Origin of the sequence: Sphingomonas sp. NFR04 (genome assembly GCF_900114095.1) — a bacterium.
GTDB lineage: Bacteria > Pseudomonadota > Alphaproteobacteria > Sphingomonadales > Sphingomonadaceae > Sphingomonas.
Genome location: NZ_FORV01000003.1, coordinates 340188 through 355033 on the forward strand (window position 1 = coordinate 340188; position 14846 = coordinate 355033).

Here is a 14846-nt window from a genome sequence, read left to right on the forward strand (position 1 = left end):
TGCACGGCCGCTTAGGCCGTCTATTCTTGTCGGCGCAGTTCCGCCGCCGCGAAGCTGCACGCTTTACCAAGTAAAGCCGCCAACACCCCGATATACGGTAGCGTTAACATCTATCTTCGGATACAACAGCTCGGAGTAAATAAAAAGAGGGAGAGGGGTATGGCACGGTTGCGCACTGGCATGTCTGCCTTGTTGTTCGCGTGCACCATTTCGCCGGCGGAAGCACAGGGCCTGCAGGCGACGATCGATGCGGGCCGCGCCTCGGCACCCGTCACCCAATACGAATATGGCATGTTCATCGAGCCGATCGGCGGCCTGGTCGCGAGGACACTGTGGGCGGAGATGCTCGACGACCGCAAATTCTACTATCCCGTCGTGCCCGCCGTGCGCGACGTGCCGCCACCGCCCAATGCCGAGGGGCGGCCCGGGGTCGCCTATCGCAAATGGCGCCCGATCGGCGGCGACGACGCCGTCACCATGGACCCGCACGACCCCTATGTCGGCACGCAGAGCCCCAGCGTCGCGCTGGATGCGACGACCCCGCGGGGCCTCGCGCAGGACGGCATCGGCGTCGCAAAGGGCGAGCGCTATGTCGGTTCGCTATGGCTGCGCGGCGATGCGGGCGCGCGGGTGCAGGTGCGGCTAGCCTGGGGGCAGGGGAGCGGCGACGGCCAGACCGTGGCGCTGCCCACCCCGGCCGCGGGTTGGCAGCGCGTCACCTTCGCCTTCACCCCGCAGGCCGACAGCGCCGATGCCCGCTTCGAGATCACCGGTATCGGCACCGGCCGTTTCAACGTCGCCGCCGCCTCGCTGATGCCCGACGACAATATCGACGGCTGGCGGGCGGACACCACCGCGCTCGCCCGGACGCTCAACTCGGGCTTCTGGCGGCTCCCCGGCGGCAACTTCCTCTCCGACTGGGACTGGCACGAAGCGATCGGCCCGCGCGACCGGCGCCCGCCGATGTTCGACCATGCCTGGAGCGCGATGCAGACCAACGACCAGGGCATGGACGAGTGGATGACGCTGGCCAGGCTGGTCGGCGTCGAGCCCTATGTCACGGTCAATGCGGGGCTGGGCGATGCCAACTCGGCGGCCGAGGAGGTCGAGTATCTCAACGGCCCGGCGACCAGCGCATGGGGCGCCAAGCGCGCCGCCAACGGCCATCCAGAGCCCTACGGCGTGCGCTTCTGGAACATCGGCAACGAGCCCTATGGCTGGTGGCAGATCGGCCGCACCACGCTCGACTATTTCATGATCAAGCACAACGAATTCGCCCGGGCAATGCGCGCCAAGGATCCGGGCATCGTGCTGATCGGATCGGGCGCGATGCCCGACCAGATGCATCCCAAGGGCACCAAGGAGAACCCGACGCTCGCCAGCATCCAACACAAGTTCGGCACCGACGAGGATTGGACCGGCGGGCTGTTCGCCCAGGCCTGGGGCAATTTCGCCGGGGTGAGCGAGCATTGGTACGATCGTGCCGAGCAGCGCCCCGACGCGCCCGCCGATGCCGAGCTGCTCGAATATGTCCGCTCGCCCTCCAACCAGGTGCGGATGAAGGCCGAGGAGTGGAAGATCTACGAGCAGCGCTTCCCGGCGCTCCGCCGGGACAAGATCTTCCTGTCGATCGACGAATATGCCTATTTCAGCCCGCCGACGCTCAAGAATGCGCTCGCCTACTCCATGGTGCTCCAGGAGATGCTGCGCCACACCGATTTCCTGACGATGAGCGCCTTCACCACCGGCGCTTCGACGATGGACATCACGCCCACTGCCGCGACGCTCAACGCCACCGGCATGGTGTTCAAGCTATACGGCGCGCATTTCGGCGCGGGCACGGTGCCGATCGCGCTCGACGGCAATGCGCCGCAGCCCGGCCCCAAATATGTGGTCGGCTACAGCCACCCGCAGGTGAAGGCGGGCAGCGCGACCTGGCCGCTCGACATGATCGCCGCGCGGAGCGCCGATGGGCGGACGCTCAAGATCGCCATCGTCAATGCCACGGTGAAGCCGCAGACCGTGGCGATCGCGCTGCAGGGGGTGCGCACGCGCGGTGCGGGGCGGCGCTGGCTGCTCAGCGGCGCGTCGCTCGCGGCGGAGAACAAGGTGGGCGCCGTGCCCGGCGTGACCATCGGCGAGGCGCGGGTGCCGGCGCTGGGCCGTTCGCTCACCGTGCCCGCGACCGCGACCGCGGTGTACGAATTCCCGATCGTCCGCTGATCCCCCAGGCACCGCCGGCTTGCATGCCGGCGGTGCATCGCGCACCACGCCGGCCATGGCCGAACCCGATATCGCGATCGAGGGGCTGACGATCGTCGCCCACCCGCTGGTCCAGCACCGCCTCACCCGGCTGCGCGACCGGACCACGCCGCCCGAGCGATTCCGCGCCGAATTGCGCGCGGTAGCGACCTTGCTGGGTGCGGCGGCGCTGGCCGACCTGCCGCTGACGCCGCTGGCGATCGAGACGCCGGTGGCGGCGATGGAATCGCCGGTGCTGGGCTGTGCGCCCCCTGTGGTGGTGCCGGTGCTGCGCGCCGGCCTCGCCATGGCCGAGGGGTTGCTCGATCTGCTGCCCGAGGCGGCGGTGGCGCATCTCGGCCTCTATCGCGATCCGCAGACACTCGAGGCGATCGAATATTATTTCAAGGCGCCTGCCGATATCGCATCGCGGCCGGTGCTGATGGTCGATCCGATGCTGGCGACCGGCAACAGCGCGGTCGCGGCACTCGATCGGCTCAAGGCGGCGGGTGCGCGCGACCTGCGCTTCGTCTGCCTGCTCGCCGCGCGCCCCGGCGTGGAAGCGGTACGGGCGGCGCATCCCGATGTCGCGATCTGGACGGCGGGGCTCGACGCCGAGCTCAACGCGCACAGCTATATCGTGCCGGGCCTCGGCGACGCGGGCGACCGCGCCTTCGGCACCGAACACAGCTGAGCGTCAGCCGCCGCGCAGCAGCTGCATCACGAAGGCGCGGATCCGCCCGCGATTCTCGCGGCTGTCGGCGAGGATGCCGTGGCGCTCGGGCGGGAGATGCGCGAGCGGGTGGCCGTCGGGCCGAAAGGCATAATGGTCGAAAAAGGCGCGCCATGCCGCCCGCTCGGCCGGGGGGCGCTCGGCCAGCGTCGTCATCGCCAGTAGCAGCGCGGTGTAGGGGGAATCGGGGCCGCTGGCGAAATCGTCCCACCAATAGTTCATCAGCAGGTTGAACGGCGCGGTCGCCTCGACCTGGTGCCACCAGAGCTTGGGCAGATAGAGCGCATCGCCGGGAAGGAGCGTCACCGTCAGCGCCCGCGCCCGGGCGGCGGCGAAACGGGGGTAGCGGGGGTCCTGCGGGTCGGCGGTGGCGGCGAGGCTCACCGGCTGGCCCGCCATCGTGTGGTCGATCGGGCCGATATAGAGATCACCGATCGCATCGGGCGGATAGAGCGTGAAGCGGCGCTCGCCCGCGATCACGCAGGCGAGATTGTCGAAGCGATCATAATGGCAGGCGACCGTCGAGGCATTGCCGATCCATAGTCGCGGCAGCACGCCGGGCGGCACCAGCGGCAGGGGATTGGCCTCGGCAAAGCCGGGCAGGTGATCCTCGGCGGGGAGCGAGCCGCAATAGACGCTGGGCTGGTCGGGCTCGGCCGCCGCGCGCGCGATGCGGGCGAGGGCGGTGTCCAGGTCGAGCGTCTCGCGCGCGAAGTTGAAGCCGTCCGGCCGGTCGCCATAGGCATAGCGTCCGCCGATCGCCGGATCGCCGACAAATGCCTGCGCCGTGCGTCCGCTGTCGAAGCCGCGCAGATAGGCGCACAGGTCTTCCATGCTTGCCGCCGCCTGGGTCACCGGAAGGTCTGCCGCCGCACCTCGCAGCACGATGGGCACGCAGTCGCGGCGTGCTTCGGCGAAGTCTGCCGGAACGACGTCAGCGGCGACCTCGCGCAGCATCTTCAGGCCGCGAGCCTGCGGTTGCGGCGTGCGGCCAGCACCGCGATCTGCCGCAGCGACCCTGCGACGGCATAGGCGAGCTGAAGATGCCCTGCGCGGAACAGCGTGAGCACCGCCGCATCGTCGAGCGCATGAAGTGAATCGAGGCTCACCGTGTAGAGTCCCGTGAGATCGAGCGACGTGCCGTCGTCGAAGCGCAGCGTCACGTCGATCGGCTCGAGCAGCTTGTGGGCAAGCAGCGCGTCAACAAAGGCCTGGGTAGCCTCGACGCCGCGGTGCAGTTGGACCAGCGTCTGCTGGATGCCGCGCAAGGCCGGCGCGGGGGCCCCGTCGTCGCCGAACAGCGGCTCGCCCTCCTGCCCGCCGAATCGGGTGTCCGTCGGGTCGATCGCAATCGAGTCGCCGGCGATGAAGAAGCCCTGGCGCTCGACATGGAGCGGCCAGAAACCCTCGCCGGCGCGCAGCTCGACCAGCGATTCCCCCGGCTGGAAGCCCAGCATTGCGCCGACATAGAAGCGCCCGGTCTCGGCGTCCTTGGTGAGCAGCACCGGGCAGGCGGCGGCGGCGGCGGCAAATTCGGACGCCACGACCGGTACGAAATAGGGAAGGGGGCCGGCAGCGGGACGGACCCGCAGATCGCGGTGCTCCACCGAATCGAGCAACGTCACGCCTTCAGCCATTCCTGTCCTCTCCATCACGGCGCGTCGTGCGCCTCGTTCTGCATATCGGCTCACGGGGCCGGCGCCAATGGCCTGACTAAAGGGCAAGAATACCCCGACAAAAACCTGTTGATAGCGCTAACGCCAACGGCTACAGTTCATTACAGATTCGCAGAAGAAGAATGAATCGGGGAGGATGTTGTGCCGCTATTTGTGCGGGTGCGAAGGCTTGTGCCTATTCTCCGAGGAAATGTCGCGTTGCACTGCGGTGTAGCGCGTGCGGGTCTGTATCGATCCCAACAATAAACACGGAGGGGGTATGCACATGCCGAAGATCGTCGGAATGGGTTCATCGCAGCGGCGCGCTCGTCTTGCGCGCCATGTACTGGCGGGGGCCACGAGCATGATGGCGCTGAGCCTGGTCGCACCGGCACAGGCGCAGACGACGGCGCCGTCGACGAGCCAGGCGCAGGACGAAGAGATCATCGTCACCGGTATTCGCGGTTCGCTGCAGCGCAATCTGGACGCGAAACGGAATGCCTCGGGCGTGATCGAACAGATCTCGTCGGAGGATATCGGCAAGTTCCCCGATTCGAACGTCGCGGCCTCGCTGCAGCGCCTGCCCGGCATCTCGATTCAGCGTGACGGGCCGCGTGGCGAACCCAATGGCGTCACCGTGCGCGGCTTCGGCGGCGACTTCAACGAGACGCTGGTCGACGGCCGGCGCCTCTCGACCGCGACCGGCGGCCGCTCGATCGACTTCTCGACCGTGGGCTCGGACTTTGTCGGCGGCCTGACCGTGCTCAAGACGCCCGACGTGTCGCTGTCGTCGAGCTCGATCGGCGCGACGATCAACGTGTCCTATCCCAAGCCGTTCGACCGGCCCGGCTTCCACCTCGCGGTATCGGCCTCGGGCTCGATCCAGGACGATGCGGGCAAGGTGGTGCCGACCGGCGGCGTGCTGATCAGCAAGACCTTCGCCGACGACACCTTCGGCATCCTCGCCAACGCGATCTACACGCGCCACGATACCCAGACCAACAACGTGTTCGTCCATGGCTGGCCGGGCGGCCGCTATGCGCCGTGCCAGCTCGCCGGCAGCACCGCGACGAGCTGCAGCCCGACCAGCGATCCCAAGGCCGCGGCCTATGCGCAGGAAAGCAACCGCCAGACCGTGGTCGGCTGGTTCGAGCAGCAGTTCGGCGCCACCCAGAACTATACCCGCGACGAGCGCATCGACGGGCGGATCGCGCTGCAATGGAAGCCGGCCGACGGCGTGCTGGTGACGCTGGACGACAATTATTCGGACCAGCGGGTCAACACCGATAATTTCGGCTTCGGCATCTGGTTCAACCAGGGCAGCCTGCGCAACGTCAAGCTCGACAAGAACGGCACGACCACCGACTTCACCCAGGCCGGCTCGCAGACCGACTTCACCGCCGGCACCGACAGCAACCTGCGCCGCACCAACCAGACCGGCCTCAACGTCAAATGGGACGCGACCGAGCATCTGCAGGTCGAGGCCGATGGCAGCTGGTCGAAGAGCTGGCTGAACCCGGACGGGCGGATCAGCTCCAAGGGCGCGGACGTCGGCTATGGCTTCGGCATCGGGCCGTCGATCGGCATCGCGGTCAACGGCGACAGCAAGGACGTGATCCCGGTCCTGCACGATTACGGCGTCAACGGCACGGCCAGCCGCTGGGCCGACCTGGCTTCGATCGGCAGCCACGTCACCGTCAACATCGCCAACAAGAACACCGACGAAATCAAGCAGGCCCGGCTTGGGCTCAAATGGCAGCAGGATGACCTCACGCTGCGCTTCGGCGGCTCCTATCTCGACGACAAGTTCCGGTTCCGCAGCGCGAACACCTTCGCCAACAATTATTGGCAGGCCTATTCGGGCTATGGCCCGGCGTCGGGGACCACGGGCGGCGTCGCGCTGCCGGCGAGCCTGTTCAAGGGCACCGTCAGCACGGCCAACTTCCTGCCGGGCTATACCGGCGCGCTGCCGCCGGTGCTGCTCGACTTCCGTGCGCAGGACTTCCAGAACTATCTGACCGGCCTGGGCAATCCGCAGACCAAGACCATCCCGGGCTACAACACCGGCTGCTGCACCGGCTTCAACGGCCAGTTCGCCGTGGCGGACGATGTCGGCAGCACGCGCGACATCGGCGAGCAGACCTGGGCGCTCTACGTCTCGGCGAACTTCAAGAGCGAAATCGCCGGCATGCCCTTCTTCTTCAACGCCGGCGTGCGCGAGGAAGTGACCCATGTCTCCTCCACCGGCATCGGCCGCCTGCCGACCTCGATCACGCCGAGCACCACCGACCCGACGCTGCTGACGGTCAATTTCGGCAACCAGCAGGCGATCACCACCAAGTCGAACTATTCCTACCTGCTGCCATCCATGGACCTGAAGCTCGAGCTCACCGATGCGCTGCACCTGCGCCTCGATGCCTCGCGCACGCTGACCCGGCCGACGCTCAACCTGCTGACCCCGGCGCTCAACATCGGTGTCGGCCAGCGGATCGGCGCGCTGACCGCGGACGGCGGCAACCCCACGCTGCAGCCCTATCTGGCGGACAATTTCGACGCGGCGCTGGAATGGTATTACCAGCGGAATTCGTACGCCGCGGTGAACTTCTTCCTGAAGGATGTGCGCAACTTCATCGTCCAGGGCGTGCAGCGCCAGTCGATCAACGGCGTGGTCGATCCGTCGACCGGCACCGCGGCGCAGTTTGCGGTGTCGCAGCGGGTCAATGGCCCCAAGGCGACGGTGAAGGGCGTCGAGCTGGCCTGGCAGAATACCTTCGGCAACAGCGGCTTCGGCTTCATCGCCAATGCCACCTTCGTCGAAACCAACCGGCCCTATGACCCGAGCGACATCAGCCAGAGCGGCTTCGCAGTGACCGGCCTCGCCAATTCGGCCAACTTCGTCGGCTTCTACGACAAGCACGGCATCGAATTCCGCGCGGCGGCCAACTGGCGCGACAAATATCTGCTCCAGTTCGGCCAGGCGCAGAACACCGGCTCGTTCGGTGCCGAGCCGACCTTCGTCAACTCCAGCCTGCAGATCGATCTGAGCGCGAGCTATCAGATCACCGAGGCGATCAACATCTTCGGCGAAGCGCTCAACATCACCGACGAGGTGCAGAGCACCCATGGCCGCTTCTCGAACCAGCTGCTCGACGTGTTCGCCTATGGCCGGCGCTTCACGGCGGGCGTGCGCTATCGCTTCTGAAGTCTCTTTCCACGACTGGGGATGTCGGTATCGTCCGGCATCCCCTTCTTTTTCCACGGGTCGGCGCGCGTGAAACGGGTTCAGAACATCGTCATTGTCGGCGGCGGCACCGCCGGTTGGCTCACCGCGGGGGTGATCGCCGCACGCCACCAGAGCCGGATGCCCGGCGGCTTCACCGTCACCCTGGTCGAATCGCCGGGCACGCCGATCATCGGGGTGGGCGAGGGCACCTGGCCGACGCTCCGGACGACGCTCGCCAAGATCGGCGTCTCCGAGACCGATTTCTTCCGCGAATGCGATGCCGCCTTCAAGCAGGGCGCGTTGTTCGCCCGCTGGACCACCGGCGCCGAGGACGACGCCTATTACCACCCGCTGATGCTGCCCCAGGGCTTTCACCAGCTGAGCCTGGTGCCGCACTGGATCACGGACGCCAAGGGCCGCAGCTTCTGCGACACGGTCACCCCGCAAGGCCGGATCTGCGATGCCGGGCTCGCCCCCAAGACCATCGCCACGCCCGAATATGACGGGCAGGCCAACTATGCCTATCACCTAGACGCCGGCAAGTTCGCGCCCTTCCTGACGCGCCACTGCACCACCAAGCTTGGCGTCCGCCACGTCCTCGCCGATGTCCGCGCGGTCGAGCGGGCCGAGAATGGCGACGTGGCCGCGATCAACACCGAACAGGCCGGGCGGATCGAAGGCGATCTGTTCGTCGACTGCACCGGCTTCCGCTCGCTGCTGCTCGGCGAGACGATGGGGGTGAAGTTCAAGGATTGCGGCGACGTGCTGTTCTGCGACGCCGCGCTCGCCGCGCAGGTCCCCTATCCGGAAGAGAATGCGCCGATCGCCACCCACACGCTGTCGACGGCGCAGGATGCCGGCTGGATCTGGGACATCGGCCTGCCGACCCGGCGGGGCACCGGCTATGTCTATTCCACCCGCCACACCAGCGACGACCAGGCCGAGGCCACCTTGCGCGCCTATCTGGGCCCGGCCGGCGCAGACGTGCCGGTGCGCCGCATCCCGATCCGCTCCGGCCACCGCGAGATCTTCTGGAAGAACAATGTCGTCGCGGTCGGCCTCGCCGCCGGGTTCCTCGAGCCGCTCGAAGCCTCGGCGATCGTGCTGATCGAGCTTTCCGCCAAGCTGATCGCCGAGCAGATGCCGGCGGTGCGCGAGGTGATGGACGTCGTTGCCAAGCGCTTCAACGCCACCACGCTCTATCGCTGGGGCCGGATCATCGACTTCCTCAAGCTCCATTATGTCCTGACCAAGCGAACGGACACGGCCTTCTGGCGCGACAATCTGCTGCCCGAGACCATCCCCGAGCGCCTCCAGGAACTGCTCACCCTGTGGCGCTACCAGCCGCCCTGGTTCCATGACGAGTTCGACCGGGTGGAGGAGGTCTTCCCGCCCGCCAGCTACCAATATGTCCTGTACGGCATGGGCTTCCGCAGCGAGGTGGAGCCGCAAGCGCTGAGCGGCGACCAGCGGCTCGCCGAACGGGCGATGCGCGAGAATGCCGCGCAGACCGAACGGCTCTGCGCCGGGCTGCCGCGCCACCGCGACCTGATCCGCAAGATTCACGAACACGGGCTGCAACCGGTCTGACGGACCGCAGAGGGGAACACCACATGAACCGCACCATCCGCGCCGCGCTGCTGGCCGCCGCGCTTATGCCGCTGCCCGCGCTCGCCCAGACCGCGGCCGATCCGCGCGCCGAGGCCGATGCCACGGCAGCGGCGATCGTCGCGCAGCTCACGCCGGAGGAGAAGTTCGGCCAGCTGCTCAACGTCGCGCCGGCGATCCCGCGGCTCCAGATCCCGCGCTACAATTGGTGGACCGAATCGCTCCACGGCGCGCTCGGCACGCTGCCGACGACCAACTTCCCCGAGCCGGTGGCCCTCGCCGCCAGCTTCGATGCCCCGCTGGTGCACGACGTCGCCGCCGCGATCAGCAGCGAAGTGCAGGGGCTGCACGCACTGGCCCGCGAGACCGGGCGGATGGGCCGGATCGGCACCGGGCTCGATACCTGGTCGCCCAACATCAACATCTTCCGCGATCCGCGCTGGGGGCGGGGGCAGGAGACCTATGGCGAGGATCCGTTCCTCACCGCGAAGATCGGCGTCGCCTTCATCCAGGGCATGCAGGGGCCGAACCCGGACCTGCCCAACGTGATCGCCACGCCCAAGCATTTCGCCGTCCATAGCGGCCCGGAATCGACGCGGCATGCCGCCAATGTTTTCGTCTCGCGCCACGACCTGGAGGACACCTATCTGCCGGCATTCCGCGCCGCGATCGTCGAGGGCAAGGCGGGATCGGTGATGTGCGCCTATAACCGCATCGACGGCCAGCCCGCCTGCGCCAGCGACGAACTGCTCAAGGAGCATCTGCGCGGCGCCTGGGGCTTCAAGGGCTATGTCGTCTCCGATTGCGACGCGGTGAAGGACATCAGCGACAACCATCATTATGCGCCCGACGGCCCCAGCGCGGTGGCGGCGGCGATCCGCGCGGGGGTCGACAATGAGTGCAACGGCGCGACGCTCACCGATACGGCGGGGCTGGGCGACCGCTATCGCGATGCGCTCGCCAAGGGGCTGATCACGCAGGCCGAGATCGACAGCACGCTGGTGCGGCTTTTCTCCGCGCGGCTGCGCAACGGCGACCTGCCGGGGATCCGCACCAGCACCGGCAAGCCGGGCGACGTCGGCGCACCGGCGCACCGCGCGCTGGCGCTGGATGCGGCCGAGAAGAGCCTGGTGCTGCTCAAGAATGACGGGCTGTTGCCCCTGAAGCGCGGCAGCCGCATCGCCGTGATCGGCCCGCTGGGCGACGCGACGCGGGTGCTGCGCGGCAACTATTCCTCGTCGCTTTCGGGCCAGCCGATCTCGGTGGTGGAGGGCCTGCGCCGCGCCTTCCCGCGCGCGAACGTGTCCTACGCGCCCTTCGGCGCCTCGGTGACCGATGGCGACCGCGTCCCCGGTTCGGCACTGCGCACGCCCAGCGGCAAGCCGGGCCTGCTCGCGCGCTACTTCAATCCGGTGACGCCCGCGCCCGCCGAATTCGCGCCCGGCACGTTCCGCGACGCGGTCGCCAAGATGCAGTTCGCCGACACGCCGGTGGTGACCCGGGTCGAGGCCGATGTCTCGGCGCGCAGCCTCGATTTGCCGACCGTCTCCGAACATCACCGCACGATCTGGACGGGCTTCCTGGTGCCGCCCGAGACCGGCACCTATCGGCTGGGCCTGACCGGTTTCGGCGGCGCGATGCTGCTGGACGGCAAGCCGTTCGTCGACCTCACCAAGTCCGGCTGGGGCGGCCTGCCGACGATGCGCGAGGTGCAGCTGGTCAAGGGCAAGCGCTACCCGATCGAGGTGCGCACCGAAGAACATGTGCTTTCGGGCATCGATCTCGTGTGGAAGCGGATCAGCGCCGATCCGGTGGCCGCGATGAAGGCCGCCGCTGCCAAGGCGGACGTGCTGGTTGCGGTGGTGGGCATCACCTCGGACCTTGAGGCCGAGGAGTCGCCGGTGCAGATCCCAGGCTTCAAGGGCGGCGACAAGACCAGCCTCGACCTGCTGCCCGACCAGCAGGCGCTGCTCGACGCCGCCAGGGCGACCGGCAAGCCGCTGGTCGTGGTGGCGATGAACGGCAGCCCGATCAACCTGAGCTGGGCAAAGGACAACGCCGCCGCGATCCTGGAGGCCTGGTATCCGGGCGAGGTGGGCGGCACCGCGATCGCTAACGTCCTCTCGGGCAAGACCAGCCCCTCGGGCCGCCTGCCGCTGACCTTCTATCGTAGCGTCGAGGACCTGCCGCCCTTCGGCGACTACAGCATGCAGGGGCGGACCTATCGCTACTTCACCGGCACGCCGGTCTATCCGTTCGGCCATGGCCTCAGCTACACCAGCTTCGCCTATGGCGCGCCGGTGGTGGAGAAGGCCGAGGGCGGGGCGGGGCTGACCGTCACCGCCGAGCTACGCAACACCGGCGCGAGGGCGGGCGACGAGGTGGCGCAGCTCTACCTCAACTTCCCCGAGGATCCCGGCGCGCCCAAGGTGGCGCTGCGCGGCTTCCAGCGGGTGTCGCTGAAGCCTGGGGAGGCGCGGAAGGTCACCTTCACCCTCTCGCCGCGCGACCTCAGTACGGTGACGGTGGACGGGCAGCACCGGGTGCTCGCGGGCACCTATCGCGCCACGGTCGGCGGCGGGCAGCCGGACACGGGCGCGGCGGGGGCTTCGATGCAGTTCAAGATCGAGAAGCCGATCGACCTGCCGAATTGAGCGGGTGGGTGCGTGGTGTCGGACGGCCACCGCCCACTATCCTTCGTCATTCCCGCAAAGGCGGGAATCCATTCGCCGTGCCGCCGGGGGAAAGAACCTCGGCTTCAGCGCCAATGGATCCCCGCCTTCGCGGGGATGACGGCGGGCTTTCGGGATCCGCCAGTCCCCTGCGTGCATTTCCGCTTCATCTCGGCTAGCCCGGGACAAACCATGAGGGGGATTTGATGGCGGGTGGCCTGGTCGCATTGCTGGACGATATCGCGGCACTGGCGAAACTGGCGGCGGCGTCGCTCGATGATGTGGGCGCCGCAGCCGGCCGCGCCGGGGCGAAGGCTGCCGGCGTGGTGATCGACGATACCGCGGTCACGCCGCGCTATGTCGTGGGGCTCACCCCCGATCGCGAGCTGCCGATCATCGGCAAGATCGCACTGGGTTCAATCGCCAACAAGCTGGTCGTGATCCTGCCGCTGGCGCTGCTGCTCAGCGCCTTCGCGCCCTGGGCGCTGACCCCGATCCTGATGCTGGGCGGCACCTATCTCTCGTTCGAGGCGGCGGAGAAGATCCTCGAGGCGCTGACCGGCACGCACGACGCCGACGCCGTCGCCGAGATCACCGACGCCAAGGCACTGGAGAAGCGCCAGGTGATCGGCGCGATCCGCACCGATCTGATCCTCTCGGCCGAGATCATGGTGATTGCGCTGGCGCAGCTGCCCGCCGACATGTCCTTCGTGACGCGGGCGGGCGCGCTGGTGCTGGTGGCGTTCGCGATCACCATCGGGGTGTATGGCGTCGTCGCGCTGATCGTGAAGATGGACGATATCGGCCTGCACCTCAGCCGGGGCGGGGGGAGCGGCGGCGTCGCCGTGTTCGGGCGTGGGCTGGTCAATGCGATGCCGGTGCTGCTTACCGCGCTGTCGCATATCGGGGTTGGCGCGATGGCCTGGGTCGGCGGCGGCATCCTGCTCCACGGGCTTGAGGAATTCGGCGTAGGCGCGATCCCGCATGCGCTGCACCACTGGTCCGAGGTGGCCGGTGCCGCGACGGGCGCGCTGGGCGGCGTGGTCGCATGGCTGGTCTATGCGCTGGGCTCGGCGGTGGCGGGGCTGATCGTCGGCGCGGTCGTCGCCGGCTTGCTCCACCTCATCCCGCGCAAGGGGCACTGAGCGACTCTTGTTAACCTAAGTCGGGACCGATCCCGACGCCTGCGCGTTCGCCCCCCTGACAAGGGAGGCCGCGCATGCCCATTACCATCAACGGCGTCGATCACGCGCTCGACGTCGATCCCCGCACCAGTCTGCTCGATTTCCTCCGCCGCGACGCGGGCCTTACCGGCACCAAGAAGGGGTGCGATCACGGCCAGTGCGGCGCCTGCACGGTGCTGCTCAACGGGCAGCGGATCAACAGCTGCCTCACCCTCGCGGTGATGCACGACGGCGACAGCGTAACCACGATCGAGGGCCTCGGCACACCCGACGCGCCGCACCCGCTGCAGGCGGCGTTCGTGCGCCACGACGGCTATCAGTGCGGCTATTGCACGCCCGGCCAGATCTGCTCGGCCAAGGCAATGCTCGACGAGATCGCGGCGGGCTGGACCAGCTATGTCAGCGACGATGTCGCGGGCGCGCCGAAGCTCAGCGAGGAAGAAATCCGCGAGCGGATGAGCGGGAATGTCTGCCGCTGCGGGGCCTATTCGAACATCGTCGCGGCGATTTCGGAAGTGGCGGAGGCGCAGGCATGAAGCCGTTCGACTATCAGCGCCCGCATGGGCTGGGCGAGGCGCACCAGCTGCTCGTCGCAGACGGCGCCAAGCCGATCGCCGGCGGCACCAACCTGCTCGATCTGATGAAGCTGGAGGTGGAGACGCCGACCGCGCTGGTCGACGTCAACCGCCTGCCGCTGGGTGGCATCACGCCGCACGGCGAGGGGCTGCACATCGGTGCGCTTGTTTCGAACAGCGCCTGCGCTGCCGATCCGCGCATCCGGGCCGACTATCCGGTGCTGGCCCGAGCGATCCTGGCGGGGGCCACCTTCCAGTTGCGCAACAAGGCGACGACCGGCGGCAATCTCTGCCAGCGGACGCGCTGCTATTACTTCACCGACCTCAGCCAGGCGTGCAACAAGCGCGAACCCGGCACCGGCTGCGCGGCGATCGGCGGGTTCAACCGCATCCATGCGATCCTCGGGGCGAGCGACGCCTGCATCGCCACCTATCCGGGCGACATGGCGGTGGCGCTGTCGGCGCTAGACGCACTCGTCGAGATCGTCGATGCGAAGGACCACAAGCGCACGGTGCCGGTCCGCGACTTCCATCGTCTGCCCGGCGACACGCCCGAGCGCGACAATGTGCTGGAGCCCGGCGACATGATCACCGGCGTGGTGCTGCCGGCACCCGCGGTCGGCACCCAGCTCTATCGGAAGGTGCGCGACCGCGCCTCCTACGCCTTCGCGCTCGTCTCGGTGGCGGCGGTGATTCACGTCGAGGATGGCAAGATCACCAAGGCGCGGCTTGGCTTTGGCGGGCTGGCGCACAAGCCGTGGCACGATACCCGCGTCGAGGCGCTGCTCGAAGGCGAGGCGCCCTCGGATGCGCTGTTCGACCAGGCCGCCGCGCTGCTGCTCGACGAAGCCCGCGGGCAGGGCAGCAACGATTTCAAGATTCCGCTCACCCGCCGCACGCTCAAGGCCGTGCTGCGCGAAGCGACGGGAGGTACGCTGTGACTCGCCTGTACACG

Annotated in this window: 10 protein-coding genes; 8 read left to right on the forward strand and 2 right to left on the reverse strand. The window is 68.1% G+C overall.

The genetic code is table 11. From position 1 onward, the window contains the following. Positions 1-180 precede the first annotated feature (180 nt). Both BM009_RS11560 and upp read left to right on the forward strand, forming a co-directional pair. Positions 181-2223, forward strand: a complete 2043-nt coding sequence (locus BM009_RS11560) for an alpha-L-arabinofuranosidase C-terminal domain-containing protein (protein ID WP_093296297.1) — start codon at positions 181-183, stop codon at positions 2221-2223. Between the two features lie 55 nt (positions 2224-2278). Next, entirely contained in the window at positions 2279-2935 is a 657-nt protein-coding gene (upp, locus tag BM009_RS11565) for a uracil phosphoribosyltransferase (protein WP_093296585.1), read from the forward strand. A gap of 3 nt (positions 2936-2938) precedes the next feature. On the opposite strand, the gene BM009_RS11570 is transcribed toward upp, so the two are convergent. Next, entirely contained in the window at positions 2939-3931 is a 993-nt protein-coding gene (locus tag BM009_RS11570; RefSeq protein ID WP_093296299.1) for a cupin-like domain-containing protein, read from the reverse strand. Between the two features lie 2 nt (positions 3932-3933). Next, positions 3934-4611, reverse strand: a complete 678-nt coding sequence (locus BM009_RS11575; protein ID WP_093296300.1) for a SapC family protein — start codon at positions 4609-4611, stop codon at positions 3934-3936. Positions 4612-4993: 382 nt separating this feature from the next. On the opposite strand from BM009_RS11575, the gene BM009_RS11580 reads away from it, so the two are divergent. The 6 genes from BM009_RS11580 to BM009_RS11605 all read left to right on the forward strand — a co-directional run bounded on the left by BM009_RS11580 (position 4994) and on the right by BM009_RS11605 (position 14832). Then, a complete protein-coding gene (locus BM009_RS11580) occupies positions 4994-7831 on the forward strand; it encodes a TonB-dependent receptor (protein ID WP_254772257.1) in 2838 nt (945 codons plus the stop codon). A 69-nt stretch (positions 7832-7900) separates the two neighbouring features. Beyond that, positions 7901-9442 (forward strand): tryptophan halogenase family protein, encoded by a 1542-nt coding sequence (locus tag BM009_RS11585; protein ID WP_093296589.1) that lies wholly within the window; start codon positions 7901-7903, stop codon positions 9440-9442. 23 nt (positions 9443-9465) lie between these two features. Next, a complete protein-coding gene (locus BM009_RS11590) occupies positions 9466-12114 on the forward strand; it encodes a glycoside hydrolase family 3 C-terminal domain-containing protein (protein WP_093296301.1) in 2649 nt (882 codons plus the stop codon). 224 nt (positions 12115-12338) lie between these two features. Continuing rightward, positions 12339-13277, forward strand: a complete 939-nt coding sequence (locus tag BM009_RS11595; protein WP_093296303.1) for a DUF808 domain-containing protein — start codon at positions 12339-12341, stop codon at positions 13275-13277. A gap of 74 nt (positions 13278-13351) precedes the next feature. Further along, the gene (locus BM009_RS11600) at positions 13352-13852 is read left to right on the forward strand and encodes a 2Fe-2S iron-sulfur cluster-binding protein (protein WP_093296304.1); all 501 of its coding nucleotides are present in this window, start codon (positions 13352-13354) and stop codon (positions 13850-13852) included. Further along, a complete protein-coding gene (locus BM009_RS11605; RefSeq protein ID WP_093296305.1) occupies positions 13849-14832 on the forward strand; it encodes an FAD binding domain-containing protein in 984 nt (327 codons plus the stop codon). Before BM009_RS11600 ends, BM009_RS11605 begins: the two co-directional genes overlap by 4 nt. Positions 14833-14846: the final 14 nt, after the last annotated feature.

Bases quoted from the DNA above. Each gene is read 5' to 3' on its own strand.
- BM009_RS11580 (WP_254772257.1), top strand. From the start codon at position 4,994: ATGATGGCGCTGAGCCTGGTCGCACCGGCACAGGCGCAGACGACGGCG.
- BM009_RS11600 (WP_093296304.1), top strand. From the start codon at position 13,352: ATGCCCATTACCATCAACGGCGTCGATCACGCGCTCGACGTCGATCCC.
- upp (WP_093296585.1), top strand. From the start codon at position 2,279: ATGGCCGAACCCGATATCGCGATCGAGGGGCTGACGATCGTCGCCCAC.
- BM009_RS11595 (WP_093296303.1), top strand. From the start codon at position 12,339: ATGGCGGGTGGCCTGGTCGCATTGCTGGACGATATCGCGGCACTGGCG.
- BM009_RS11570 (WP_093296299.1), bottom strand. From the start codon at position 3,931: ATGCTGCGCGAGGTCGCCGCTGACGTCGTTCCGGCAGACTTCGCCGAA.
- BM009_RS11605 (WP_093296305.1), top strand. From the start codon at position 13,849: ATGAAGCCGTTCGACTATCAGCGCCCGCATGGGCTGGGCGAGGCGCAC.
- BM009_RS11560 (WP_093296297.1), top strand. From the start codon at position 181: ATGTCTGCCTTGTTGTTCGCGTGCACCATTTCGCCGGCGGAAGCACAG.
- BM009_RS11575 (WP_093296300.1), bottom strand. From the start codon at position 4,611: ATGGCTGAAGGCGTGACGTTGCTCGATTCGGTGGAGCACCGCGATCTG.
- BM009_RS11590 (WP_093296301.1), top strand. From the start codon at position 9,466: ATGAACCGCACCATCCGCGCCGCGCTGCTGGCCGCCGCGCTTATGCCG.